Origin of the sequence: Nocardioides cynanchi (assembly GCF_008761635.1) — a bacterium.
Classification (GTDB): Bacteria; Actinomycetota; Actinomycetes; order Propionibacteriales; family Nocardioidaceae; genus Nocardioides; species Nocardioides cynanchi.
Genome location: NZ_CP044344.1, coordinates 3,588,146 through 3,613,313, shown reverse-complemented (window position 1 = coordinate 3,613,313; position 25,168 = coordinate 3,588,146). Strand labels below are relative to the sequence as shown.

The window sequence follows — 25,168 nt, the reverse complement described above, 5'->3', positions numbered from 1 at the left end:
GGAACGATGTCCACCTCGTCCGCTCCCTCCAGCCGGGAACCCGCGCGCCGGGGGTACCGCTCGCTCGCCGACCAGCTCAGGAGCTGGCCGGACGACCGGCTGACGCGGCTGCTCCGGCAACGGTCCGATCTGTCCACTCCTGCCCCTGCCGACTGCGGCCAGCTGGCATCGCGGGCTGCGACGCGCTCCTCACTGAACCGTGCTCTCGACCTGCTCACGCGCCTCGAGCTCTCCGTCCTTGATGCCCTCGTGGCGTCGGACCAAACTCCCGACCTGGATCTGGCCCACATCCTCGGTCTCCCGGGCCCGACTGTCGAGAGCGCACTGACCCGGCTGGCCGACCTGGCCCTGGTCTGGGAGCACGACGCCGGCCTCCGTCCGCTGACCGGGGTGGCCGAGGCCCTCGGCGGCTCGGCGATGATCCACCCGCTGACCCCGGGGCGCACCGCCGACGACGTCGCCCGGCTCCTGGCCGAGCTGTCCCCGGCCGCGGTGGCACTGCTCGAGCACGTCGAGGCGGGCTCCGGCGAGGCCGCACCCGGCTCGGCCCGTCCCGGCATCACGCCGGCCGAGGCCCGGACCCCGGCCGAGGAGCTGCTGTCGCGCGGCCTGCTGGTGCCGGGCCGGGCGGGACTGGTCCGGGTGCCCGGTGAGGTGCAGGTCGCGCTGCGCGGCGGGCGGGCGCTGCGGGAGCCGCTCGCCGAGGCCCCGGAGGTCGCCTGGTCCGAGCGCGATTCCGGACAGGTGGACCACACCGCGGCCGGCGCGGCCTTCGACGTCGTACGACGTGTCGAGCTGCTGGTGGACCACTGGGGCACCCGGCCGCCGATAGCCCTGCGCAACGGCGCTTTGTCGGCCCGCGACCTCAAGGCCGCCGCCGAGACGGTCCAGCTCGATCTTGCGGCCACCGCCCTGGTCGCCGAGGTGGCCGCCGCCGCCCACTTGGCGGCGACCTGGCCCGATGCCGACGGCAATCCGGCGTGGACGCCCACCGAGGCGTACGACGCGTGGTCCGACGAGCCGGCCGCGGTCCGCTGGGCCGTCCTGGCCCGCGCCTGGCTCGACACCGAGCGGGTGCCCGGACTCGTCGGCAGCCGCGACGACCAGGGCAAGCCGCGCAACGCCCTGGACCCCGACCTGGTCGCGCGCTCCGCCCCCGAGACCCGGCGGATGGCGCTGACGGCGCTGGCCGACCTGCCTCCCGGCCGGGTCCTGGCCGCCGGCACCGGGCCGGCCTCGGTGGTGGCCCGGGTCGCCTGGCTGCGACCGCGACGGCTGCCCTCACGCGCCGACCAGGTCGTCTCCGCGCTCGACGAGGCCGCCCACCTCGGCCTGACCGCACTCGGCGGGCTGGCGTCGTACGCCCGGCTCCTGCTCGCCGGCGACGACCCCGCGCCGGCACTCGAGGCGCTGCTGCCCGACGAGGTGGACCAGGTGCTGATCCAGGCCGACCTGACCGCGGTGGCCCCCGGTCCGCTGGTGCGCGAGCGCGCTCGCGACCTGCACCTGATGGCCGACGTCGAGTCACGGGGACAGGCCACCGTCTACCGCTTCACACCGTCGTCGGTGCGCCGGGCGTTCGACGCCGGCTGGGCCGCCCACGAGGTCCACTCCTTCCTCGAGCAGGTCTCGCGGACGCCGGTCCCGCAGCCGCTGAGCTACCTCGTCGACGACGCGGCCCGGACCTTCGGGACGATCCGGGTCGGGCACGCGGAGGCGTTCCTGCGCGCCGACGACGAGGCGGCCCTGACCGAGGTCCTGCACCACTCGCGGGCCGGCTCGCTCGGGCTGCGCCGGATCGCGCCGACCGTGCTGGTCAGCACGACTCCGCTCGAGGTGCTGCTGCCGCGGCTGCGTGAGCTCGGCGTCTCGCCGCTGGTGGAGGCGATCGACGGCACCGTGCACGTGAGCCGGCCCGACCGGCAGCGCGCCCGCCCCAAGGTCGCGCGGCGTACCATCGCCGACGCCCGGCAGGAGGCCCGGCTGGCCCAGGTCGTCACCGCGATCCGAGCCGGCGACCGGGTCGTCGAGGCGCGGGGCGCACCCGCGCCGGCACTGACCCCGATGGGCTCGCTGACCGCCCTGCGTGAGGCCGCCGAGGGCGGGCGCACCGTCCTGATCGCCTACGTCGACAACCACGGCGCCGCCACCGAGCGACTCGTCGACCCCCTCCGCGTCGACGGCGGGGTGCTCACCGCACGCGACCACCGGGCCGACGACGTGCGCACCTTCGCCGTCCACCGGATCCGCAGCGTGAATCCGGTGGACGTCGCGACCTAGACTCGGGGTGTGGATTTCGTCCGGTACGCCGAGTCGTCGGCAGCGCTGCTCAACGCCGAGCTGACCGACCTCGACTCGCTGGTGGCGTTCCTGACCCCGCGGGCCTGGCTGCAGCCCCAGGTCGGCGAGCGGGACGTGATCGCGCTGCGGCGCTTCCAGCGCGACCTCCGGCCGGTGTTCGAGGCGTCGTCGGCCGACGACCCGAAGGGCGTCGTGGACGGCCTGAACGCGCTGCTCGAGCGGCACCCGATCACCCCGCGGATCGCCGACCACAACCCGGCCAACCTGCACATCCACGTCGCCAACCGGGCCGCCAGCGTCGCCGACCTGCTCGTCGGCGAGGCTCTCCTGGGGCTCGCCAACCTGGTCTGCGACCTCGGCCCGACCCGCCTCGGCGTCTGCGCGGCCACGCCCTGCACCAACGTGTACGTCGACACCTCGCCGAACCAGTCGCGGCGCTACTGCTCGGACCGCTGCTCCTCACGGGCCAACGTGGCGGCCTACCGGGCCCGGCAGAAGGCCGCCGCGGGCTGAGCGAGGATCCTGGCCAGGGCGCCCCGTCGGTGCGGTAGCGGGGACGACCTGCCCGGGAGTGCCCCGTAGCTCCTGTCAGGCGCCGAAGTCGCCCTGGGCCTGCCCTCGCCACGCCTGCGCCGCGACCAGCTCGAGGACCAGCGTCTCGGCGAGCAGGCGTACGTCGTCGACGTCGTCGTGCGGGTAGCGCACGGTGACCGCCGCCCCGGGCACCTCGCCGCCGACCGCGACCAGCGTGCTCCCGCGCTGCCCCACCCAGTCGAGCAGCTCGGGCTCCCAGCGGGAGCCGGCGAGCAGGACGAGGCGGTAGTCGGTCGTCTTGGTCAGATAGACGTCGACGTGGCTCCAGTCGGCGGTCTCGCAGCCGACCGCCGGCAGCCGCGGACCCTCACGCAGCATCAGCGCCGACTGGAGCGCCGAGCCGAGCCGCCGGGCGGGTGCCACGACGTGGGTGCCCTGCGGGCCGAGCGCCGCGGCGGACAGCGACGGGAGCCACTCGTCGCGGGTGTCGAGCAGGTGCGCGCAGGCCTCCGCTGCCCGCTCCACCACCTCGGCGGTCGCGCTGACCACCTCGGCGGTCGAGCGGAGTCGAGACCCGGTCAGCCGCTCCTCGAGCGCCAGCAGCAGCGCCAGCGTGTGCTGGAACGACCGGCAGGCGACCCCGCCGCGCTCCTCCCCTGCCGCCAGGCCCACCTCGACGTCGCACAGCCCCGCCAGCGGCGTTGCGGTGGTCGAGCCGGTCGAGGCCCGGTTGGTCAGCGCCACGAACCGCGCGCCGTCGCCGGCCGCCCGCAGCCGGCGTACGGCATCGAGGGTCTCGGCGGACCCACCCGACGCCGATACGGCGACCACGGTGGTGCCGGGCCCGACGATGGGCAGCAGGTCGGAGGCAGCCAGCTCGGCGACCGCGGCAACGCCCCGGGACCTCAGCCGGGCGGCCGCGACCTGGTTGGCGTAGTGGGACGAGCCCATGCCGAGGAAGACCCATCGCTCGGCCGGCCCGACCGCCCCCCAGGGATCGGCGGCGCGCAGTGAGGCGGCGAGCTCCGTCAGCCGCCCGGGCTTCTCCTCGAGGTCGGCCAGGAAGAGATCGGGGTTCACGCGGGCTCCTGCGCGAGCCGGTTCCGCAGCGACGCCGCCGGCACGTAGAGCCACGCCGGCAGGTGCAGCGCCGCGTAGACGAACTCACGGCACAGCTGCTCCCAGGAGTACGCCGGGACCAGGGACGCGTCGTACAGATCGAGGTGGTCGCCGAGCGCCTCGCGGTAACCGCTGAGGAAGCGGGCCTGGGCGTGGCTGGTCCACGCCATCGTGGACCAGTCGAGCGCGGGGTCGAGCGCGGGGTCGGCATCGGCATCGGCACCGTGGCGGGCGACGTGCGCGACGTTCTCCAGACAGACGAGCATCCCCGCCACGTCGAGGGCGGCCGGCGCGAGGGCCGCGCGCAGGGCCGGTGTGCGGGTGGGGTTGCCGTCGAAGTCGATCACGGCCAGGGCGCCGGCCGGGTCGCGCAGCACCTGCCCGACGTGGAGGTCGCCGTGCACCGGCAGCACCGGGGTCCCCGCGGCGCCGGCCAGCCCGCCGAGCACCTCCTCGATCCGGTCCCGGTGGGCGACCAGCAGCGCGGACGAGTCGGGGTCGTGCTGCTCGGTGAGGCGCACGGCGAGGTCGAAGGCACTGCGGGCCTCGTCGGCGTGCGCCCGGGCCACGGCCTCCGACAACCGGGCCGGCGGTCGGTCGGCGAGGGCCACGTGGAGGCGCCCGGTCAGCCCACCGAGGTCGCCGCCGAGGTCGGTCGGCTCACCCGGCTCGAGGCCCAGCGCCCGGCGGGCGTCGGTGACCGCCCAGGTCCAGCCGTCCTCGGCCCCGGGCAGGTAGGCCTGCACGACGACGACCGGGATCCACCCACCCTGGTCGGGGTCGTGCCACTCGAGGAGCCCCAGCAGCTCGGGCGCCTCCGCGAAGCCGGCCTCCGCGAGCCGGCGCAGCCGCTCGGGGGCGGGGTGCGGCCCGACGAGGGGCTCGGTCATCCACTTCACCACGACGCTGTCGCCGACCACCCACGACCGGTGGGTCTGGTCGACCCCCATCGCCCGCTCGGACTCGTCACGCGGAGCGCTCCAGCCGAACCCGGTGACCCGGAACCCCTCCTCGACGGCCGAGCGGTTGCGCAGCCGGTGCAGCACGGCCAGGCCGGCGCCGTCGCCGGGCTCGGCGGGCAACCATTCGTCGCCGGCAAGGGTCACCGGCCCGGCGCGGTGGCCCGCCTCCGTCGCGACGACCCGCACGGCGTGGCCGGCGTCGAGACGGAGCAGGTCAGCGGTCACCACGATGGTCCAGACCGACCCGTTCGATGATCTCGGCACCACGACGCACGCCGTCGCGGGCCCGGATGTCGGCGCCGATCGCGTCCAGCCGGGTTCGCAGGTCGGTGTCGGCGAGCAGCCGGTCGACGGCGCCGAGGAGGTCGTCGTCGGAGAAGGCGTACGTCGGGAGGCGTACGCCGTACCCGAGCTCGTCCACGCGCTGGGCGTTGTCGTACTGGTCCCAGAAGAGCGGCAGCACGACCATCGGCTTGCCGAAGTGCATCGCCTCGGTGGTGGTGTTGTTGCCGCCGTGGGTGATCACCAGGTCGACCTGCGGGATCACCTTGGTCTGCGGCACCGTCGCCGCGCCGCTCATGTTGTCGGCCAGCCGGAGCTCGTCGGCCCGCGGCCCCATGCTCACGACCACCCGGTGCCGCGAGGTGCCGAGCACGTCGATCAGCCGCTGCATCAGCTCGACGTCGGCCCCGCCGAGCGAGCCCAGCGAGAGGTAGACCAGGCCGCTGCCGTCGGGCCGGTCCGCCAGCTCCGGCGGGAGGTCGTAGTCCTCGTCGGTCTCGCGGACACTGGAGTCGATCCGGTGCCAGGTGTCGTCGAGCGGCCGGGCGTCGGTGTAGTCGAGCTCGCGGGGATAGACGTAGATGTTCGCGGTCGGCGAGGTGTGCATGAACGCGCGCGGCGGCAGCGGCGGGGCACCCTGCTCCCGGCACCACGCGTCCCACTCCGTCCAGGTGTCGGCGTGCACCCGGTCGAACTCCGCCAGGAAGTCAACCCACTGCGAGCGGTCGGCCATGGGGTAGCCGGAGAACACCGGGGGGATGTCGTCGCCGCGGACCTCGAGCGGGTTGCAGGAGACGATCCGCACGAACGCCGCGTCGGAGGTCATCAGGGCCGGGAACGACACGACGTTGTCCTCGACGATCACGTCGGGGCGGTGCTCGGCGATGATCTCGCGCAGCCGCGGCTCGGCGTATCGCGCTCCCGTGACCAGCGCGTCGTACGTCGGCTGGACGAAGCTGGCGAGCTGGTCGCGGGTCGGCCTGGCGAACTCCGGCGCCGTCTCGTTGACGAAGTCGATCCAGAACTGCCCGGCAGCCCCTTCCTCCGCGTCCGGGTCGGGCTCCGCGAGGTCGACCAGCGCCTCGACGAACCCGAACGGCTCCAGTCGTCCGGCCCACGACGCCTCGGCGGCGAACACCACGCGGTGTCCCCGGTCGAGCAGCACCTTCCCGAGACCGATGCACTGGTTGGTGGGTCCGTAGGCCGACTCCGGCATGAACATCACGGTCAGCGATTCAGTCACGCGGGCACGCTATCGGGCTCACGCCCGCCCGGGGGGCGAGGTGGCCGTCGGATTCCCGGCCGGGCCTCGAGCTAGACGACCAGGTTGAGCAGGAGCACGAAGACCAGGCCGACCACGGAGATCGCGGTCTCCATCACCGACCAGGACTTGATGGTCTGCCCGACCGTGAGACCGAAGTACTCCTTGACCAACCAGAAGCCCGCGTCGTTCACGTGGCTGAAGAACAGCGAGCCGCACCCGATCGCCAGCACCAGCAGGGCCACCTCGTTCGTCGAGCTCGAGGCGGCTGCGCCGGTGACGATGCCCGAGGCGGTGATCGTGGCCACGGTCGCCGAGCCGGTGGCCAGACGCACGCCTACCGCGACCAGCCAGCCGAGCACCAGGATCGACAGGCCGCTCCCCTCCGCCGCGTCGCTGATCACGTGGGCGACTCCGCACTCGACCAGCACCTCCTTGAAGCCGCCTCCGGCGGCCACGATCAGCAGGATGCTCGCCACCAAGGGCAGTCCGGAGCCGAGGGAGTCCTGGGTCTGCCGCATGCTCATCCCCGAGCCGCGCCCGAGCGCGAACATCGCCACGAGCACCGCGACCAGGAGTGCCACGGTCGGGTTGCCGATGAAGTCGAAGACCTTCTGGGTGCTGTCGTCCGGGTTGTCGATGACCAGGTCGGCGATGGCGCGGACCAGCATCAGGAGGACCGGCAGCACGATGCTGACCAGGGCGGCTCCGAAGCCCGGCCGGCGGGTCACGCCCTCCGCCACCGGCGCCCGACCCTCCTCGTCGGTGGTGTCCGGGGTACCGCCCGCCCCGGCAGGCGCCATCACCGGCACCCAGCGCTCGATCACCCGGGCCAGGAGCGGGCCGCAGATGATCAGCGTCGGGACGGCCACGATCAGGCCGAAGATCAGGGTGCGGCCGAGGTCGGCCTGGAGGTTGGCGATCGCGGTCAGCGGTCCCGGGTGCGGAGGCACCAGTCCGTGCAGCACGGAGAGTCCGGCGAGCGCCGGGATCCCGACCCGCATCACGGGGACCTCGACGCGGCGGGCGACCAGGATCACCACCGGGACCAGCAGCACGACGCCGATCTCGAAGAACAGCGGCAGCCCCAGGATCGCCGCGATCAGGGCCATCGCCCACGGCAGTCGGCGCGGGCCCACGCGCCCGATCACCGCGTCGACGATGGTGTTGCTCCCCCCGGAGTCGGCGAGCAGCTTGCCGATCATCGCGCCGAGCGCGATCAGGATGCCGACCGATCCCATGGTCGTGCCGAACCCGGTCGTGAACGCCGTCACGACGTCGATCGGCGCCGCGAACGCCACCGCTCCGAGCACGCCGGAGCCGAGCATCAGGGCGAGGAACGGGTGCAGCTTGGCCAGCACGATCAGCAGGACGACCGCCGCGATGCCGGCCAGGGCCGCCAGCACCAGCTGGGTGTCTCCGGCGTCGCTGATGACGGGCGGCGGAGGGGTGGCGAGGGGGAGGATGATCCAGCTCACGATCTGGCTCCTTCAGCAGGGGGCGGAGTGATGCCCAGGGCGTCCAAGGTGCGGGTCAGGACCTCGGCGGCCGTGCCGTCGACGGGCACGACGACGCCCGGCTCGTCGGGCTCGAGGGGCTCGAGGGTCTGGTACTGGCTGTGCAGCAGCGAGCTCGGCATGAAGTGGCTTCGGCGGTTCGAGATCCGGTCGGCGACCAGGTCCTCGCCGGCGACGAGATGGCAGAACACCACCTCCGGGCGGCCCTCCCGGAGCACGTCGCGGTAGGCGCGGCGCAGCGCCGAGCAGGTGATCACCGACGAGTGCCCTGCGGCGATCTCGCCGGACATCCAGTCGCCGATGCTGGCCAGCCACGGCCACCGGTCGTCGTCGGTGAGCGGGTGTCCCGACGCCATCTTGGCGACGTTGGCCGGGGAGTGGAACGCGTCTCCCTCGGCGTAGGTCCAGCCCAAGGTGAGCGAGATCCCCTTGGCCACCGTGGACTTGCCCACGCCGGACACGCCCATCACCACCACCTGGCGGACCTCCCGGATGTCGGCCACGTCCGGCACGTTACCTGCACTCCGTAGTCTTGGGCAGTGACCGACGGGCCCCTGATCGTGCAGAGCGACAAGACGCTGCTGCTCGAGGTCGACCACGAGCGCGCGCAGGACTGCCGCAAGGCGATCGCGCCGTTCGCCGAGCTGGAGCGCTCGCCCGAGCACATCCACACCTACCGGCTCACCCCCCTCGGCCTGTGGAACGCCCGGGCCGCCGGGCACGACGCGGAGCAGGTCGTCGACACGCTGCTGGAGTTCAGCCGGTACGCCGTACCCCACGCGCTGCTCGTCGACGTCGCTGAGACGATGGCCCGCTACGGCCGGCTGCGGCTGGAGAAGGATCCGGTCAACGGCCTGGTGCTGGTCTCCACCGACCGGCCGGTGCTGGAGGAGGTGCTGCGCGCCAAGAAGATCGCCGGGATGCTCGGCAACCGGATCGACGACGACACCGTCGCCGTCCACCCCTCCGAGCGCGGCAACCTCAAGCAGGCGCTGCTCAAGCTCGGCTGGCCGGCCGAGGACTTCGCGGGGTACGTCGACGGCGAGGCGCACGCGATCGAGCTCGACGAGTCCGACTGGTCGATGCGGCCCTACCAGAAGGAGGCCGTCGAGTCGTTCTGGCACGGCGGCTCCGGCGTGGTCGTGCTCCCGTGCGGCGCCGGCAAGACGATGGTCGGCGCGGCCGCGATGGCGGAGGCGAAGGCGACCACGCTGATCCTGGTCACCAACACCGTGAGCGCGCGGCAGTGGAAGGACGAGCTGGTCCGTCGTACTTCCCTGACCGCCGACGAGATCGGCGAGTACAGCGGCTCGGTCAAGGAGATCCGGCCGGTCACCATCGCGACGTACCAGGTGATGACCACCCGCCGGAAGGGCGTCTACACCCACCTCGAGCTGCTCGACGCCCGCGACTGGGGGCTGATCGTCTACGACGAGGTGCACCTGCTGCCCGCGCCGATCTTCCGGATGACCGCCGACCTCCAGGCCCGGCGACGGCTCGGGCTGACCGCGACGCTGGTGCGCGAGGACGGCCGCGAGGGCGACGTGTTCTCGCTGATCGGGCCCAAGCGGTACGACGCCCCGTGGAAGGACATCGAGTCCCAGGGCTGGATCGCGCCGGCCGACTGCGTCGAGGTGCGGGTGACGCTGCCGTCGTCCGAGCGGCTGGTCTACGCCACCGCCGAGCCCGAGGAGCGCTACCGGCTGGCGTCGTGCACCCACCACAAGATCGACGTCGTACGACGGCTGGTCGCGCAGCACCCAGGCCAGCCGACGCTGGTGATCGGGCAGTACCTCGAGCAGCTCGACGAGCTCGCCGCCGCCCTCGACGCGCCGCTGATCACCGGGGCCACGACGGTCAAGGAGCGGCAGCGGCTGTTCGAGGCGTTCCGGCACGGCGAGGAGGAGCTGCTGGTGGTCTCCAAGGTCGCCAACTTCTCCGTCGACCTGCCCACCGCCGAGGTGGCGATCCAGGTGTCGGGGTCGTTCGGCTCACGCCAGGAGGAGGCCCAGCGCCTCGGCCGGCTGCTGCGCCCGAAGACCGAGGGCAAGACCGCGCACTTCTACACGATCGTCAGCCGCGACACCGTCGACGCGGAGTTCGCCGCCAACCGGCAGCGGTTCCTCGCCGAGCAGGGCTACGCCTACTCGATCCGCGACGCCGAGGACTGACCGACCCGGGTCAGCGGCCGGCGAAGACCGCGTCGAGGTCGGCGTCGACCTCGAGGACGTCGTTCTCCAGCCATGGGGCGTCGTCCGGACCACCGACCGGCAGGCAGCGCACGACGACGCCCGTCCCGACGTCGAGCGCGACGTCGTAGTGGTCGGGGTAGTCGCGCCCACGCCACTTCTCCGGTACGTCGTCCGGGTCGGGGAAGTCGGCGCGCAGCCCGGCCTCGCTGTACAGCAGCTCGCAGCAGTTGCCGCCGCACCGCGGGTCGTAGCCGGGTCCGGCGCGCAGGTCGGCCCGCCACGCGGTCCGGCCGGCCACCTCGACCACCCGCAGGTCGGCGACGTCGACGTGGTGGCTGAGCTCCTCGGGGTCGAGCATGGCCGGCCAGCTGTAGTTCCCCCATATGGGGTCGCTGTGCCGGAAGCCCCAGCCGTCGGGCCGGGACTCCACGAGCCCGTCGGCCCGGAAGACCGGCTCCGGCTCGGGCTCAGGGTCGGGCTCGACCGCCTGCGTGCCGTCGGCGTTGCCGACGATCCGCACGCTGGAGGTCGAGTACGGCACGCCCGAGACGTACTCGGTCGGTCGGCCGCGCGGGCTGACGAGCAGCTCGCCGGGGCGCCGTACCCACGCCTCGGCCTCACCTGGGAAGCGGGACCGGTGCCGGAAGTGCAGCGTCGTCCACCGCCACGGGGAGCTCCGGGCGAGCGCGCGGAAGTCGTCGGCGGTCGGCTGCACGTCTCCATGGTGCGCCCCTCCGGACGCCACCGGCCACGCCATTAGCGTGGCCGCATGTGTCCCGATGCGCAGTCCGTGGCCGACGCCTTCGGCCTGGGCCGTGCGGAGTCGCTGAGCGAACCGGTGGCGCGTGGTGAGCTCGGGCAGGTACGCCGCCTGGTCACCGACACCGGCGTCTGGGCGGTCAAGGAGTCGCTCGACCCGGTCGGTGACGCCGAAGTCGCCGAGGCCGAGGCGTCCGGCGCGTTCCATCGCGCGTGCTGGGAGGCCGGGGTCCCGACGCCCCAGCCGCGGCTCTCCGTCGCCGGTGGGCACTCCGCCGAGGTGGGCGGCGAGCTGCTCCGGGCCTACGGCTGGGTCGACCTCGACGATCCGGACCCCGGCCTGGACCCGGTCGAGGTCGGCTCCCTGCTGGCCGCGCTGCACGCCGTACGCCGGCCCGGGGTCGGGGGCGTGCACGCGTGGTTCGAGGCCCCGGTCGGGGAGCGCGAGTGGCGGGCGGTGCTCAAGGCCTCGCGCGGGGCGGGCGCGCCGTACGCCGACCGGCTCGGTGAGATGCTCCCGCACCTGCTGGCGGTCGAGTCGCTGCTGACCCCGATGGTTCCGGTGCAGATGCTGCACCTCGACCTGTGGGCGGACAACCTGCGGCGTCGTAGCTCCGACGGCACCGCGTGCGTGATCGACTTCGACAACGCCGGCCCCGGCGACCCCGCCCGCGAGGTGGCGATGCTGGTCGTCGAGTTCGGGCAGGGTGACCCGCGGCGACAACGGCTGCTGTACGACGCGTACCGCGACGCCGGCGGGCCCGGTCGCGTGACGTCGCCGGAGGACCTCGCCCTGACCGTCGCGCAGCTCCACCACATCGGGCACCGGCACATCCGGATGTGGCTCGCGGCCCGCGACAGCGAGAGCCGGGCCCGGTCGCTGGCCGGGGTGGAGGAGTTCCTGGGCCAGCCCCTGCTGCTGCCCGACGTCGAACGCCTGGTCGCCACGCTCGCCTGAGGGCGCCGGCCCACCCCGGACTCCCCAGCCGAAACCGTCGCTTCTCGGCTGATATTTCGGCTGAGAAGCGACGGTTTCCCCGGTACACCGGTGAAACCAGCCCCCCCGTACGCTCGACCGCATGGGGAGCATCCGCGAGCGGCTGAACGACGCCATCTTCGCCCGGGTCGCCGGGCCGGAGGGCACCATCCACCGCGACCGGATCCACGGGACGCCGGGGCCGCGCTGGTTCGAGCCGGGCAGCCCGATCACCCGGGTGCACGGCGAGGCGTCGATGTACGTCGGCGGCCTGCGCGCGGTGCTGCTCCAGACCCTGCAGCCGCAGGCGATGACGGCGGTGGCCGAGCACTCCGGCTACCGCGGCGACATCTGGGGCCGCCTGGCCCGCACCAGCCGCTTCCTCGCGGTCACCACCTTCGGCATGGCCGACGACGCCCAGCAGGCCGTCGACGTGGTCAAGGCGATCCACGAGCGGGTGGTCGGCACGATGCCCGACGGCACGCCGTACACCGCCACCGACCCGCACCTCCTCGAGTGGGTGCACATCGCCGAGATCCACAGCTTCCTCCTGGCGCACCAACGGTACGGCGCGCGGCCGCTCGACCAGGCCGGCCGCGACGAGTACGTCGCGCAAACAGCCTTCGTCGCGCGCAAGCTCGGCGCCCTCGACCCGCCGACCACCGAGGCCGAGCTCGAGGCCGCGATGGCGCGCTTCCGCCCCGAGCTCACCGTCACCGACCACGCCCGGGAGGCGGTGTCCTACCTGATCTGGCACCCCGACCTGCCGCTCCCGGCGCGGCTGCCGTACGGCGTGCTGGTCGCGGCGTCGATCGGCCTGATGCCGCAGTGGTCCCGCAGGCCCCTGGGGCTGCCGACGATCCCGCTGGTCCACGACCGGGTCGCCGGACCGCTCGGCGCGCTGGCCACCCGCACCATCCGCTGGGCGATGACCAGCGACCCGTCGGTCGTGGCGCGGCTGCAGGCCCAGCGCGAGGCCGACGCACCCGGGCTCGGCGCCGCGAGCTGATGACGCCCGACCAGCTCGCGGACCGCTGGCCCCTGCCCGACCACGAGGATGACCGCGACGCCCTGCTGGCGGCGTACGGCGACCCCGACCGGGGCTATCACAACGGGCTCCACCTGACCGAGGTGCTCGACCGGATCGACGAGCTCACCGGGTCGGCCGCCGTGGCCGACCCCGGCGACCCCCTCGACCCCACCACCCTGCGCCTGGCCGCGTGGTTCCACGACGGGGTCTACGACGGGCTGCGCGGTGACGAGGACCGCAGCGCCCTCTGGGCCGAGGACTCCCTGGCCGACACCCCGCATGCCGCCGAGGTCGCCCGCCTGGTCCGTCTCACCGAGCACCACGACCCGGCCCCGGACGACCTGATCGGACAGGTGCTCTGCGACGCCGACCTGGCGATCCTCGCGGCATCCCCGGAGCGCTACGCGGCCTACGTGGCCGGAGTCCGCCGCGACTACGCCCACGTGTCCGACGCCGACTTCGCCGTCGGCCGCGCGGCCGTGCTCCGCGACCTGGGCGCCCGCGACCGGCTGTTCCACACGGCGTACGCCCGCGAGCGGTGGGAGCCGGCCGCCCGCGCCAACCTGGCGGCCGAGCTCGCCCGCCTCGGCCGAGGACCCGCTGACGGTCAGGTGTAGAGGCAGAACGGGTGCCCGGCGGGGTCGAGCATCACTCGCACGTCCTCCTGGGGTTGGTGGTCGGCCACCGTCGCACCGAGCTCGACGGCGTGCTCGACCGCGGCAGCCAGGTCGTCGACCTCCACCTCCAGGTGCATCTGCATGCCCTGCTTCCCCGGCTCGGGCGGCCACACGGGGGGCTCGTAGACGTCGGCGCGCTGGACGGTGAACGAGCCGACGCCCTCCCCGAAGTCGAGCGACCCGCCGGTCTCGTCGACCGCATGGATCGGCACGCCGAGGATCTCCGACCAGAAGGCGAGCAGCCCCCGCGGGTCGGGGGCCTCGACGTTGACGCCCCACCAGTCCTTGCGCTGCCACCGGTCGGCGCCTGCCTGGTTGGTCCGTCCGCGCATCAGTCCTCCTCGAGAGCCCGTCGTGAGTGCTTGCGCCGCCGCAGACCCGCCGCGCGGAGCCGGACGATCAGCTCGCGCGAGCTGACCGGCACCGCGCCGGCGGCGACGACGACGTCGTACCTCTCGGACGGTACGTCGTAGTGGTCGCGGTCGAAACCCCGCTCGGGGATGCCGATCCTGCGGGCGAAGGCGTGCAGCTCGTCGTACGACGTGTCGCTGGCGAGGTGGGACCACAGCCGGCCGTGGCCGGGCGCGTTGGCCGGGTCGATCAGGATCATCGGCCCAGCGACTGGTCGTCGACCAGCGTGCGCCACGACCGCACGTAGGTGGCGTCGACGTAGGCCTTGGCGGACCCACCGGGCCGGACCTGGGCACCGAGGTGGAGCTGCCGCACCCCGGCCTTGAGCAGCCACGGCACGTGCTCGGCAGCCAGCCCGCCGCCGGGCATCAGCAGCGGCGCGATCGCCGGGGTCACCGACGCCAGCAGGTCGTCGTACCCCACCGCCATGCCCTGGGGGGAGCCGGCCGAGCGCACGGCCACGAGCCGCGGCAGGTCGAGCAGCCGGCGCCACGAACGCCGTGGGTCGAGCGAGGAGTCGATCGCGCGGGTGAAGGTCCAGGGCACGTTGGGCAGCCGGCCGAGCAGCATCGAGCAGGTCTCGGTGTCGATCTCGAGGTCGCCGTCGAGGAAGCCGAACGCGACACCGGTCGCACCACTGGCGACGTAGTCCTCCGCGAGGCCGATCAGGCGGGCGAACTCGCCGCCGGTGGTCGACCAGGTGTCGTTGAGCCGGAGCAGCACGAAGACCGGCAGCTCGCTCTCGCGGCCGATCGTGCTGACCAGCGCCGGCTCGGGCGAGAGGCCGCAGGTCGGCCCGGGGACGACGACGTGCAGCCGGTCGGCACCACCCTCCGCGGCGCCGGCGACGTCGCGTGGCTCGGAGACGCTGACCTCCAGCACCACACCCGACGCCGACATGGCCACAGCCTAGGGCTGTGGCCCGGCCTCACCGCGGCACGTGAGCAGCCAGAACCCCGCCGTCGATGCTCTTTTCCGGCGTCTGCGGGGCACCGTGCCCGGCAGCGGGGCACAATCGGAAGCGTGGACGACACGCTCCTGCTCGCCGCCCGGGCTCTCGTGCTGGCCGACCTCCAGGCACGCGACCGCGCCGTACCCGACGCGGTGGACGCGCTGGAGGACGCCTGCGCCAACCGCGGCTGGTGGGCCGAGCAGTGGCCCGAGGGGGAGGCGTTCGTCGCGGGCCTGGTCGCCCAGGACGTGCAGGACGCCCTGTTCGGCACGCTGGGCCGGTGGCCGGTCTGTCTGACCTGCGACCCCGAGGTGCCCGAGCACGCGCTCTACATCGAGCCGGACATCGGCGGTCCGATGCCGCGGTGGGTCTGCGAGGAGTCGGGTCGGACGGTGGCCCAGCTGGGCCGGCTGGGGCCCGCGGGCTGACCGTCAGCCCAGATGGCCCCACCAGGTGTAGCGCGCACCGGCGAACACCGACCGGGACAGCTCGATCACCGCGTCTCCCACCAGCCCGCGGCGGGAGTGCCGGAGCACGGGGTCGCCGACCGCGAGGTCGAGCAGCTCGGCGTCGGACTCGTTGGCCAGGTCGGCGGTGAAGCGGTCCTCGGCGACCGTCGGCCGCAGGCCGCGCGCGGCGAGCAGGGAGTACAGGCTGTGGGGCAGCCCGGTCTGGAGGAAGCCCGGCAGCAGGACCTCGTTGAGGTACACGTCCTGGTAGCAGAGGGGTACGTCGTCCAGCCGGCGTCGGCGGCGCCAGTGGATGACGGCGTCGCCGGGGGTGATCCCCAGCGCTTTCGCCACCCCGGGTCCGGCCTGACCAAGCCCCGACTGGAGGGTCTCGGTGGTGATCTCCCAGCCCCGGGCCGCGGCGTCCTCGGCGAACGACAACGGCCGCGACGCCGGCCGCGGGTTCTTGCACACGAAGGTGCCTCTGGCCGGCGCGCGCTCGAGCAGTCCCTCGGCGACCAGGGCGTCGATCGCCTGGCGCACCGTCATCCGCGCCACCCCGAAGTGCTGCATCAGCCCGCGTTCCGACGGCGCCGGGGCACCCTCGGGAAGGTCCTGGATCAGGGCTCGGACGTACTCGCGAACCTGGACGTGCTTGAGCGTCGTACCGATCGGCACGAGCAACTCCTCCACCCCCGGATTCTAGGGGGAAACGAGCGCTGCGGGACGTCGAACGGTCAGGTCGCCGAGATGGCGGCGAGCACGTCCAGCCGGGCGGCCCGACGTGCCGGGAGCACCGCGGCGACGACCCCGATCACCACGGCCAGGCCCAGGAAGACCGCCAGCTGCGCCCAGGGGATGGCGATCACCTTCAGCCCCTGGTCGCGGACGGCGTACATCATGGCGACGCCGAAGCACACGCCGAGAGCCACGCCGAGCACCGCACCCAGCACCGCCATCACCACCGATTCCAGGGTGACCATCAGCCGCAGCTGCCCGCGGCCCAGCCCGATCGCCCGGAGCAGGCCGATCTCCCGGGTGCGCTCGATGATCGACAGCGCCAGCGTGTTGACGATGCCGAGGACCGCGATCACCAGGGCCAGGCCGAGCAGGGCGTCGACCATCAGCACCAACCGGTCGATCGGCGCCCGCTGCTGCTGGGCGAAGGCCGTCTCGTCCTGCACCGTGACCACCGGCAGCGAGCGCACCTGGTGCTGCAGACGGCTCAGCGTCGCGGCGGACTGGTGCCGGGTGAAGACGATCAGGAAGTTGTCGCTGTCCTCGAAGCCGGCCCGACGGAGGTTGTCGATCGAGACCACGAAGTCGAAGACGAGCGGGGTGTCGGCATAGATCCCCCCGACCCGGAAGGTCCGGGTCCCGACCGGCAGCTTGCCGATCCGCACGGTGTCGCCGACCGCCACGTGCCGTCGGTCGGCGTACTTCTGGTTGACCAGCACCGTGCGGCCGGCCAGGCCCGTGGTACCCGCCGAGAGGTGGAGACCGAAGTCGTCGATCTGGCGCGGGTCCACGCCGGTGAGCGCCTCGCGCTTGCCGTCGGCCTCGATGAACGCGTAGCGCTGCCGAACCACCTTGGTGACGCCCGGCACGTGCGCGATCCGGGTCGCGACCTGCGACGAGAACGGCTGCCCGAAGCCGCTCCCGACCACGTAGTTGCCGATGAAGTTCTCGCTGATCGCCTGGTCCACCGAGGCCTTGGCCGACGCCCCGATGATCGACATGGTGCAGGCCAGGGCCAGACCGATCATCAGGGCCGACGCGGTGGCCGTCGTACGCCGTGGGTTGCGCAGGGCGTTCTGTCCGGCCAGGTTGCCGACGGCGCGGAACATCCCGGCGTACGCCCACCGCGCCGCAGCCAGGAGTGGGCGGCACAGGATCGGTGCGGCAGCCGTGACGCCCAGCAGCACCGCGAGGATGCCGCCCCCGACCCAGTAGCCCGAGTGCGGCACCGTGGCGAACAGCCCCGCGAGCGCCGCACCGGCACCGGCCACCGCCAGCAACATGCCGAGCGCGAACCGCCAGCGGATCGACGACTCGGGCAGGGCGACGACGTCTCCCAGCGCCTGCACCGGCGTGATCCTGGTGGTACGCCGCGCGGGCAGCCAGGCCGCCGCCATCGTCACCACCACACCCGTCCCGTAGCCGGCGACGACGGCCTCCCCGGTGAGGGTGAGCGACTGCGAACCGAGGTCGAGACCGATCAGCCCGATCAGGGAGCGGATGGCATAGGCCAGCCCCACCCCCAGCGCCAGCCCGACGGTGGAGCCGAAGAGCCCGAGCACCAGCGCCTCGAGCAGCACGCTGCGCGAGACCTGTCGTCGCGACGCACCGATCGCCCGCAGCAGCGCCAGCTCCCGGCTGCGTTGTGCCACCAGGATCGAGAAGGTGTTGACGATCAGGTAGGCGCCGACCACCAGCGCGACCCCGGCGAAGATCAGCAGGAAGGTGCGCAGGAAGGACACGCCGCGCAGCACCCCGCTCGCCGACTCGTTGGCGGCGTCCTCACCGGTGACCGCCTTCACCTGTGGCGGCAGTGCCTGCACGACGGCGCTGCGCAGGCTGGTCTGCGAGACGCCGTGGTCGGCGGTCACCCAGATGTTGGTGAAGGCGTCCTTCCCGTGCAGGAACAGCCGCTGGGCCGTCGGGACGTCGAAGACGGTGAGGGTCGCGCCGGCCAGCGACGTGTTGTCGGCGTACCCGACGATGCCGACGAGCCGCTCGGACAGCACCGCCTTGCGGCCGGCCGTGACGACGTGGACCTGGTCTCCCAGGTGGTAGCCGCCGGCTCCGGCGGTGTGCTCGTCCAGGGCGATCTGGTGCGGCCCGTGCGGCGCGTGGCCACCGAGGAGCGCCAGGCCGGGGACGCCGTGCTCGGCCGGAGCCGTGGAGTAGCTGATGCCGTACGTCGGTGCGCCGAGGCCACCGACCACCTTGCCGTCCACGCTGATCACGAAGACGCCCAGCGCCTGGACGTTGCCGTCGGCGCGCGCGGCGCCGGGCACCTGGGCCAGCCGGTCGACGAGCGACGCGGGGACGGTGCGGGTGGAGGGGTCGCCGTTCAGGGTCGTCGCGCCCGCCGGCCGGACGACCACGTCGCCGACCGAGGCACCGAAGAGCCGGTTGAAGCCGGCGCTGAGAGCGGCCGAGAAGACCAGCGAGCCGACCACGAACGCCACCCCCAGGGCGATCGCAAACGTGCTCATCAGCAGGCGTACCTTGCGCGCGAGCAGGCTCTTCCACGTGGCGCGGAGCATCTCAGTCCCCGGGCTCGGCGGCGGCCATGTGCGCGATGATCTGCTCGCGCTCGGGGTCGCGGAGGTCGTCGACGACCCGGCCGTCGGAGAGGAACACGACCCGGTCGGTGTACGCCGCGGCGACGGGGTCGTGGGTCACCATCACCACCGTCTGGTGGTGCTGGTCGACGCTGCGACGCAGCAGCTCGAGGATCTCCGCCCCCGATCGGCTGTCCAGGTTGCCGGTCGGCTCGTCGGCGAAGACGATCTCGGGCCGTCCGACCAGCGCCCGGGCCACCGCCACGCGCTGCTGCTGGCCGCCGGACAGCTCGCTGGGCCGGTGCCGCAGCCGGTCGCGCAGGCCCACGGTGTCGATCACCTCGTCGTACCACTCCTGGTCCGGGCGGCGGCGCGCGATCGCCTGGGGCAGGCGGATGTTCTCCTCCGCGCTCAGCGTCGGGATCAGGTTGTAGGCCTGGAAGACGAAGCCGATCCGGTCGCGGCGCAGGCGGGTCAGCGACTTGTCCCCCAGCCGCGAGATCTCCTCGTCCCCGATGTGCACCGTGCCGGAGTCGGCGCGGTCGAGGGCCGCCGCGCAGTGCATGAGCGTGGACTTCCCCGAGCCGCTGGGCCCCATGATCGCGGTGAAGCGGCCGGCCTCGAGATCCAGGCTCACCCCGTCCAGCGCGCGCACCAGTGCGTCCCCCGACCCGTAGGTCTTGGTCAGGTCGCGGATCCGGGCCGCGGGTGCGCTCACGGGCTCAGCCTGCCAACGACGGCCAAGCGCTCTCCATCGGGGTCGGCCCCGGCCCGCCCCCGGGCCGGCCCCGGGGTCGGTCTGGGATCCGCCCGGGCGATCGAACACACGTTCGACTCCGTGGTATCCTGAGTCGATGGACTTCCAGGGGACCCTGTTCGAGACGGCGCTGGAGACGGGGGCGCCCACCCTGGGCGATCTCGCCTCCACCGTCCGACACACCCTGACCCGCGGCGCGTGGGTCGACGTCCGCCGCGACTGGTGCCGCGCCGCCGACGAGGTGCTGGCACGCCTGGTCGCGGACGTGCCCTGGCGGGCCGAGCGCCGGCAGATGTACGACCGGGTGGTGGACGTGCCGCGGCTCGTGCACACCTACGGCGAGGCCGAGCCGCTCCCCCACCCCGTGCTCGACGAGGCCCGGGAGGCGCTCTCCGAGCACTACCTCCCGGAGCTGGGCGAGCCGTTCGTGACCGCCGGCTGCTGCTACTACCGCGACGGTCGCGACAGCGTCGCCTGGCACGGAGACACGATCGGCCGGGGTCGCAGCCAGGACACCATGGTCGCGATCGTGTCCTTCGGCGACCCGCGCCAGCTCCGGCTCCGGCCGCGCGGTGGCGGAGACTCCCTCACCTTCGAGATGGGGCACGGGGACGTGCTGGTGATGGGCGGCTCCTGCCAGCGCACCTGGGAGCACGCCGTACCCAAGGTCGCGCGCGCCGGCCCGCGGATCTCGGTGCAGTTCCGCCCGCGCGGGGTCTTCTGATCGGTAACCGTCAAGTCGATCCTGTGCCCGGTCGATGCTGTGCCGGGTCGATCCGGTCAGCCCGCAGCGACCGGAGGGCTCGCCAGGTCAGTCAGGTCGGTGCCGGCCTCCGGGAGCCGGACGACGTGCTCGATGATCCCCTCGAAGCCGCCGGTCTGCTCGGCGAACGCCACCAGGTTGCCCGGCGCGTAGCCGCCCTCCTCGTAGTGCCGGACGGCCGAGTAGGACACCCGCACGGAGAGCGCGCGGTCGTTGGTGAGGAGCCGCAGTCCGTGGCTGAACTCGCTCTCCTCGTCCTGCCAGGGCAGGTGCTCCTTGGCTCCGAGGATCTCGTTGTCGAGCTTGTAGAGCAGGCTGAGCGGGTTGTGGCAGATCGGGTCGGACCCGCTGTTCACGTAGGTGCCGAGGAGGTCGGCGTCGAAGACCAGTCCGGCGGCGTGCGCCTCGCGCGCCATCCACAGCAGCGCCGTGTCCGAGAGGCCGGTCTGGGCGTAGCCGCCCCCGACGTCGGAGTGGGCACCCTCGAACCACACCTGCTTGACCCGTGGGTCCTCGGTCGGGGCACCGGGGGGATCGGCTGGCGCCTCCCAGAGCGTGGGCGCGAACTTCAGCCTGGTCTCGTCGATGGCCAGCGCCTGTCGCGCGCACAGCACCTGGTCACTGAGCTGGACGTTGTGGAAGCGGGGCGTGTCCCGCTCGAAGCCGGGCACCCCGAGCGCCCCGACGGTGTCGAAGACACCGAGGAAGGTCACCTTCGCGGCGTGGCAGTGGTCGTGCTTGAACTCCTCCACACTCTCCCCGAAGGCGCCCTCGGGCATCGAGGTCCGCTGGTAGAGATGGACCGCCTCGGGCAGCCGCTCCTCGACCAGCGCCAGCTTGGTCAGCAGCCCCACACCGGCGAGCATCCCGGCGACGGACCGGGCGGTGTAGGCGCCGCGGCTGAAGCCGAGGATGAAGATCTCGTCGCCGGGTTCGTAGTTCTGGGCCAGGAACCGGTAGCAGGCGATGACGTTGTGGAAGAGCCCGAAGCCGAACGCCCCGCCCAGCAGCCGGTCGGCCTCGTAGCTGCCGGCCCCCACCCCGCTGATGTAGTAGACCAGCTGGTAGGCGCCGCCCGTGGCCGACGGGTCGCTCTGCACCGTGCGTGCGATCTTCTCGACGTTGGTGACGTTCTCGCTGTCGGGCTTGTTCCACGTCCCGTCGCAGCACACCACCAGTCGCTTCATGTGGCCATGCTGGCACCTCCCACCCCCGGCGCGCATCGGCCCGCAGAGGGACGCAGGCGGAGGCCGATGGGGGCGGCCACACGCACGTCGAATCCCGCTTGCCGGGCAGGTGAGGTGACTGTGAGCATCGCGGGGTGACGGAGTCGCCCGTGCTGTACCTGACCGTGGGGCTGCCGGGCGCCGGCAAGACGACGCTGGCGCGCCGGATCGCCGAGGACGAGGGCATCCTGCGCCTCACTCCGGACGAGTGGATGGCTCCACTCTTCCGGCACAGCGACGCGAACGGGCGCCGGGACATCCTCGAAGGGCGCCTGATCTGGGTGGCCCACGAGGTCCTGCGCAGCGGGGCCTCGGTGATCCTCGACTTCGGTTGCTGGTCACCCGACGAGCGCTACGCGATCCGGATGGTGGCCGAGTCCGTCGGAGCACGCTTCGACCTGCGCTGGGTCACCCTCGACGAGGCGGAGCGTCGGGAACGAGCGACCACGCGCTGGAGGACGGCCCCCGAGACGACCTTCCCGATGACCGACGACGACCACGACCAGTTCCTGGCGCTCTGCGTGCCGCCCTCCCCGGCGGAGCTCTCCTACGCCGCGGTCCCGGCCGCACCAGGCGACTTCGAGAGCTGGTTCGCCTGGGCCAGCGATCGCTGGCCGTCGCTGCCGCGCTTCGACCGGACGTCGTCAGGCGGTGACCACTGACAACGGTGGGCGACGACTGGTAGTAACGGTGGAGCCGATCGGCACCAGCCGGCTCGGACCGCACCGTCGAGGTCGCTCGAGGAGGCACCCGCATGCCAACCTTCACCCCGCCCGACGACCTGACGGGCACGGAGTTCGTCGACACCGACCTGCGCGGTGCCCGGTTCGTCCGGGCCGACCTCTCCGGCGTCGTGATGCGTGGCGTCCAGGTCGACGGTGCGGACATCGACGCTCCGTGGCTGCTCAGCGAGCAGAGCCCCCTGCTCGTCAACGGCGTCGACGTCACGCCGTTCGTCGAGGCCGAGCTCAACCGCCGGTTCCCGGGGCGGGAGCAGCAGCGCGCCGAAGATCCTCAGGGCCTGCGGGAGGCATGGGCTGCCCTGCAGCGCACCTGGGCGGCCACCCTCGAACGAGCCGCGGCGATGCCGGCGGGCACGGTCGACGTCCAGGTGGCCGGCGAGTGGTCGTTCGCCCAGACCCTTCGGCACCTGGTCCTGGCCACCGACACGTGGCTGGGCCGTGGTGTCCTGGAGCTCGATGAGCCCTACCACCCGCTCGGCCTGATCGACGTCGAGAGCCAGGCCGAGGACGCCCGCCGGCCGGCAACCGCGGTCGACCCGACGTACGACGACGTCCTCGAGGCGCGCGCCGACCGGGTCGCGATGGTGCGTGACTTCCTCGCTGCGGTCACAGCGGACGAGCTGGACGCGGTCCATCGCAACCCGCACGACCCCTCCCACAGCGAGACCACGCGGTCGTGCCTCCACGTGATCCTCGAGGAGGAGTGGGAGCACCACCGCTACGCCGTGCGCGACCTCGATGCGCTCGATACCGGTTCCAACTGATCGACGCGACCACCGGCGCCCGTGGTCTCGACTTCGCTCGACCACCGGGTAGGCGGCCGGGGAAAACCCGGTGCGACTGTCGGTGGGGGCTGGTTGGGTCGAGGAGATGTCCGAGAACACTGCTGCCCGCCCGCCCTCCCTCACGACGTTCTGGAACGGCCTGCCGCGCGAGGGTCGGTTGCTGCTGTCCGTGGTCGTCGTGGAGTTCCTCGGCACCGGGCTGGTGCTGCCGTTCCTCGTGGTCTACCTCCACGAGATCCGTGGCTTCTCGTTGAGCGAGGTCGGCTGGCTGATCGGGCTGGGGCCGCTGATCGGGTTCCTGGTCGTCGGGCCGGGCGGAGCCGTCATCGACAAGTACGGCGCGCGGGTGATCGTGCTCTGCTCCACCAGCCTGCTCGTGGTGGCCGACATCGTGCTGGCCTTTGCCTCCGCGCTGCCCCAGGCCGTGATCGCGGTCAGCCTCCAGGGGATGGCGTTCGGGGTCTCCTGGCCGGCTTCGCAGAGCCTGATCGCGGCGGCGATCCCCTCGGAGCTGCGGCAGCGCTACTTCGGGCTGAACTTCACCCTGCTCAACCTCGGCATCGGGATCGGCGGGATCGTCGGCGGGCTGTTCGTCGACGTGCACCACCCGGTGACCTTCCAGGCGATCTACCTCGCCGACGCCGCCAGCTTCCTGCCCGCGATCTACCTCCTCGCCGTGCCGCTGCGCCACCTTGCCGGCCGCCCGGTGCACGACGACGGGCCGCCACCGGCCGAGAGCTACCTCCAGGTGCTGCGCCGTCCCGCGGTGGGTGGGGTCGTGGCGCTGAGCTTCGTCGCGTCGTTCGTGGGCTACTCCCAGCTCAATGCCGGCACCCAGGCGTTCGCCCGCGACATCGGGCGGATCTCGACGGCCGGGCTCGGTCTGGCCTACGCCTGCAACACGCTGGTGATCGTGGTGCTCCAGCTGATCGTGCTCCGCTGGATCGACGGCCGACGCCGCACCCGCGTGATCATGGTGATGTCACTGATCTGGTCGTTCGCGTGGCTGCTGCTCGGAGCCTCGGGGCTGGTGCCCGGCACGCTCGGCGCGACCCTGCTGGTGGCGTCGTGCACCTCGGTGTTCGCGCTCGGCGAGACGCTGATGCAGCCCACCGTCCCGGCGCTGGTCAACGACCTGGCGCCCGACCACCTCCGCGGCCGCTACAACGCGCTCAGCTCCGGCGCGTTCTCGCTCGCGGCGATCATCGGCCCGGTCACGGCGGGCTGGCTGATCGGCCACTCCCTCGGCGTGGCCTACATCGGCCTGCTGGTGGTCGGCTGCGGCGCTGTCGTGCTGGTCGCCGCCGATCTCGAGCGCCGCCTGCCGCCCGGAGTGAACGGCGTGCACACCGCGCCGGACGACCGGTCGGTCAGCGTGTGACCAGCCAGACCACGACCCCGATCACGACCAGGGCACCCACGGCCTGCTTCCAGTAGGCCTTGGCGAGCACCGGCAGCACGGTGGCGCCGAGATCCAGCGCGTCGTCCGAGCCGCGCGGCGACGCTGCCGCCGGCGCTGCGTGCTTCGGAGCGGCCGCGGGGGGCGCGGCCGCAGCCGCAGGAGGTGCGGCTGCCGGAGCCGAGGCGACCGGAGCCGGTGCCGCCGGGTCGGGGGTCGCCGCGGCGGGAGTCTCGGAGGAGGGCGCGGCGGGGTCGGGGGTCACCTCGGCGGCGGCCGGGACGGCAGCCGCCTGGTCGGCAGCCGCCGGCTCGGCCGGCGCCGCGGTCGAGTCCTCCCGCGCCATCCGTTGCTCGAGGCAGGCGACGAACTGGTTGAGCAGCTTGTCGGAGACGTCCTGCATCACGCCACGACCGAACTGCGCCGGCTTGCCGGTGATCGCCAGGTCGGTCTCCACCTTCACGTCGGTCGAGTCGCCGTTCGGGGTCATCGCGAGCGTGACCTTGGCGCCGGCCGTGCCGTTGCCCCGCTTGTCCTTGCCCTTGGCGTCGACCACGAAACGGTGCGCGGTCTCGTCCTTCTCGGTGAAGGTCCCGCTGCCGTTGTAGACCAGCGAGATCGGCCCGAGCTTCACCTTCACCGAGCCGTTGAAGGTGGTGTCCTCGACGCTCGTGACCTGGGCTCCGGGGAAGCACTGGGCGACCGAGGCGATGTCCTGGAAGTGGTCCCAGGCCTCCTGGACCGGCACCGGGACGGTGAACTCGTGGGTGAGCTCCATGGTTC

At 72.9% G+C, this 25,168-nt stretch carries 25 protein-coding genes; 11 read left to right on the top strand and 14 right to left on the bottom strand.

Going from position 1 to position 25,168, the window contains the following annotated elements:
* Nucleotides 1–6 precede the first annotated feature (6 nt).
* Both E3N83_RS17515 and E3N83_RS20095 read left to right on the top strand, forming a co-directional pair.
* Nucleotides 7–2,280 (top strand): helicase-associated domain-containing protein, encoded by a 2,274-nt coding sequence (locus tag E3N83_RS17515; RefSeq protein ID WP_151084418.1) that lies wholly within the window; start codon nt 7–9, stop codon nt 2,278–2,280.
* A gap of 9 nt (nt 2,281–2,289) precedes the next feature.
* Complete coding sequence (locus tag E3N83_RS20095; RefSeq protein WP_151084417.1) at nt 2,290–2,814, top strand: CGNR zinc finger domain-containing protein; 525 nt, start codon at nt 2,290–2,292, stop codon at nt 2,812–2,814.
* 75 nt (nt 2,815–2,889) lie between these two features.
* Here E3N83_RS20095 and E3N83_RS17505 read toward each other — a convergent pair whose 3' ends face one another.
* From E3N83_RS17505 to E3N83_RS17485, 5 genes are all read right to left on the bottom strand, one after another.
* Nucleotides 2,890–3,915: an SIS domain-containing protein gene (locus E3N83_RS17505; protein ID WP_151084416.1), complete on the bottom strand. Its 1,026-nt coding sequence runs from the start codon at nt 3,913–3,915 to the stop codon at nt 2,890–2,892.
* Nucleotides 3,912–5,141, bottom strand: coding sequence for a hypothetical protein (locus tag E3N83_RS17500; RefSeq protein ID WP_202879263.1), 1,230 nt, complete (start codon nt 5,139–5,141; stop codon nt 3,912–3,914). The genes E3N83_RS17505 and E3N83_RS17500 overlap by 4 nt, the downstream gene beginning before the upstream one ends.
* A complete protein-coding gene (locus E3N83_RS17495; protein WP_202879262.1) occupies nt 5,131–6,441 on the bottom strand; it encodes a nucleotide disphospho-sugar-binding domain-containing protein in 1,311 nt (436 codons plus the stop codon). The genes E3N83_RS17500 and E3N83_RS17495 overlap by 11 nt, the downstream gene beginning before the upstream one ends.
* A 71-nt stretch (nt 6,442–6,512) precedes the next feature.
* The gene (locus E3N83_RS17490; protein ID WP_151085424.1) at nt 6,513–7,928 is read right to left on the bottom strand and encodes a GntP family permease; all 1,416 of its coding nucleotides are present in this window, start codon (nt 7,926–7,928) and stop codon (nt 6,513–6,515) included.
* Nucleotides 7,929–7,933: 5 nt separating this feature from the next.
* A complete protein-coding gene (locus tag E3N83_RS17485; RefSeq protein ID WP_238342965.1) occupies nt 7,934–8,479 on the bottom strand; it encodes a gluconokinase in 546 nt (181 codons plus the stop codon).
* Between the two features lie 36 nt (nt 8,480–8,515).
* Between E3N83_RS17485 and E3N83_RS17480 the strand changes: the two genes are divergently transcribed.
* On the top strand, nt 8,516–10,147 hold the full coding sequence (locus E3N83_RS17480) for a DNA repair helicase XPB (RefSeq protein WP_151084415.1): 1,632 nt from the start codon (nt 8,516–8,518) through the stop codon (nt 10,145–10,147).
* A gap of 10 nt (nt 10,148–10,157) precedes the next feature.
* Here E3N83_RS17480 and E3N83_RS17475 read toward each other — a convergent pair whose 3' ends face one another.
* Nucleotides 10,158–10,883 (bottom strand): hypothetical protein, encoded by a 726-nt coding sequence (locus tag E3N83_RS17475; protein WP_151084414.1) that lies wholly within the window; start codon nt 10,881–10,883, stop codon nt 10,158–10,160.
* 54 nt (nt 10,884–10,937) lie between these two features.
* On the opposite strand from E3N83_RS17475, the gene E3N83_RS17470 reads away from it, so the two are divergent.
* From E3N83_RS17470 to E3N83_RS17460, 3 genes are all read left to right on the top strand, one after another.
* The gene (locus tag E3N83_RS17470) at nt 10,938–11,885 is read left to right on the top strand and encodes a phosphotransferase enzyme family protein (protein WP_151084413.1); all 948 of its coding nucleotides are present in this window, start codon (nt 10,938–10,940) and stop codon (nt 11,883–11,885) included.
* Nucleotides 11,886–12,006: 121 nt separating this feature from the next.
* Nucleotides 12,007–12,912, top strand: coding sequence for an oxygenase MpaB family protein (locus tag E3N83_RS17465; protein WP_151084412.1), 906 nt, complete (start codon nt 12,007–12,009; stop codon nt 12,910–12,912).
* Nucleotides 12,912–13,550, top strand: coding sequence for an HD domain-containing protein (locus E3N83_RS17460; protein WP_151084411.1), 639 nt, complete (start codon nt 12,912–12,914; stop codon nt 13,548–13,550). Before E3N83_RS17465 ends, E3N83_RS17460 begins: the two co-directional genes overlap by 1 nt.
* Here the strand turns inward: E3N83_RS17460 and E3N83_RS17455 are convergent.
* Genes E3N83_RS17455 through E3N83_RS17445 form a run of 3 tightly spaced genes read right to left on the bottom strand, consistent with a single transcriptional unit; the run spans nt 13,541 to nt 14,921 of the window.
* Complete coding sequence (locus E3N83_RS17455; RefSeq protein ID WP_151084410.1) at nt 13,541–13,942, bottom strand: VOC family protein; 402 nt, start codon at nt 13,940–13,942, stop codon at nt 13,541–13,543. The two genes, E3N83_RS17460 and E3N83_RS17455, sit on opposite strands and share 10 nt — an antisense overlap.
* On the bottom strand, nt 13,942–14,220 hold the full coding sequence (locus E3N83_RS17450; protein WP_151084409.1) for a DUF4031 domain-containing protein: 279 nt from the start codon (nt 14,218–14,220) through the stop codon (nt 13,942–13,944). The genes E3N83_RS17455 and E3N83_RS17450 overlap by 1 nt, the downstream gene beginning before the upstream one ends.
* The gene (locus E3N83_RS17445) at nt 14,217–14,921 is read right to left on the bottom strand and encodes a copper homeostasis protein CutC (protein WP_151084408.1); all 705 of its coding nucleotides are present in this window, start codon (nt 14,919–14,921) and stop codon (nt 14,217–14,219) included. Before E3N83_RS17445 ends, E3N83_RS17450 begins: the two co-directional genes overlap by 4 nt.
* Nucleotides 14,922–15,044: 123 nt before the next feature.
* On the opposite strand from E3N83_RS17445, the gene E3N83_RS17440 reads away from it, so the two are divergent.
* Nucleotides 15,045–15,401 carry a hypothetical protein gene (locus E3N83_RS17440; RefSeq protein WP_151084407.1) on the top strand — a complete coding sequence of 119 codons (357 nt, stop codon included), beginning with the start codon at nt 15,045–15,047 and terminating at the stop codon, nt 15,399–15,401.
* A gap of 3 nt (nt 15,402–15,404) precedes the next feature.
* Here the strand turns inward: E3N83_RS17440 and E3N83_RS17435 are convergent, their stop codons facing one another.
* Genes E3N83_RS17435 through E3N83_RS17425 form a run of 3 tightly spaced genes read right to left on the bottom strand, consistent with a single transcriptional unit; the run spans nt 15,405 to nt 19,430 of the window.
* Complete coding sequence (locus E3N83_RS17435) at nt 15,405–16,115, bottom strand: GntR family transcriptional regulator (protein WP_238342964.1); 711 nt, start codon at nt 16,113–16,115, stop codon at nt 15,405–15,407.
* A gap of 44 nt (nt 16,116–16,159) precedes the next feature.
* Nucleotides 16,160–18,694 (bottom strand): ABC transporter permease, encoded by a 2,535-nt coding sequence (locus E3N83_RS17430; RefSeq protein ID WP_151084406.1) that lies wholly within the window; start codon nt 18,692–18,694, stop codon nt 16,160–16,162.
* A gap of 1 nt (nt 18,695) precedes the next feature.
* The gene (locus tag E3N83_RS17425; protein WP_151084405.1) at nt 18,696–19,430 is read right to left on the bottom strand and encodes an ABC transporter ATP-binding protein; all 735 of its coding nucleotides are present in this window, start codon (nt 19,428–19,430) and stop codon (nt 18,696–18,698) included.
* Nucleotides 19,431–19,566: 136 nt separating this feature from the next.
* Here E3N83_RS17425 and E3N83_RS17420 point away from each other — a divergent pair, with 136 nt between their 5' ends.
* On the top strand, nt 19,567–20,193 hold the full coding sequence (locus E3N83_RS17420; RefSeq protein WP_151084404.1) for an alpha-ketoglutarate-dependent dioxygenase AlkB: 627 nt from the start codon (nt 19,567–19,569) through the stop codon (nt 20,191–20,193).
* A 56-nt stretch (nt 20,194–20,249) separates the two neighbouring features.
* On the opposite strand, the gene E3N83_RS17415 is transcribed toward E3N83_RS17420, so the two are convergent.
* On the bottom strand, nt 20,250–21,419 hold the full coding sequence (locus tag E3N83_RS17415; RefSeq protein ID WP_191907850.1) for a DUF2235 domain-containing protein: 1,170 nt from the start codon (nt 21,417–21,419) through the stop codon (nt 20,250–20,252).
* 134 nt (nt 21,420–21,553) lie between these two features.
* On the opposite strand from E3N83_RS17415, the gene E3N83_RS17410 reads away from it, so the two are divergent.
* From E3N83_RS17410 to E3N83_RS17400, 3 genes are all read left to right on the top strand, one after another.
* On the top strand, nt 21,554–22,120 hold the full coding sequence (locus tag E3N83_RS17410) for a P-loop nucleotide/nucleoside kinase family protein (RefSeq protein ID WP_202879261.1): 567 nt from the start codon (nt 21,554–21,556) through the stop codon (nt 22,118–22,120).
* Nucleotides 22,121–22,212: 92 nt separating this feature from the next.
* Nucleotides 22,213–22,965 (top strand): DinB family protein, encoded by a 753-nt coding sequence (locus E3N83_RS17405; RefSeq protein WP_151084402.1) that lies wholly within the window; start codon nt 22,213–22,215, stop codon nt 22,963–22,965.
* A 106-nt stretch (nt 22,966–23,071) separates the two neighbouring features.
* Nucleotides 23,072–24,367 (top strand): MFS transporter, encoded by a 1,296-nt coding sequence (locus tag E3N83_RS17400; protein ID WP_151084401.1) that lies wholly within the window; start codon nt 23,072–23,074, stop codon nt 24,365–24,367.
* Here E3N83_RS17400 and E3N83_RS17395 read toward each other — a convergent pair.
* The gene (locus tag E3N83_RS17395; protein WP_151084400.1) at nt 24,357–25,163 is read right to left on the bottom strand and encodes an SRPBCC family protein; all 807 of its coding nucleotides are present in this window, start codon (nt 25,161–25,163) and stop codon (nt 24,357–24,359) included. The genes E3N83_RS17400 and E3N83_RS17395 overlap by 11 nt on opposite strands.
* Between the last annotated feature and the right edge of the window lie 5 nt (nt 25,164–25,168).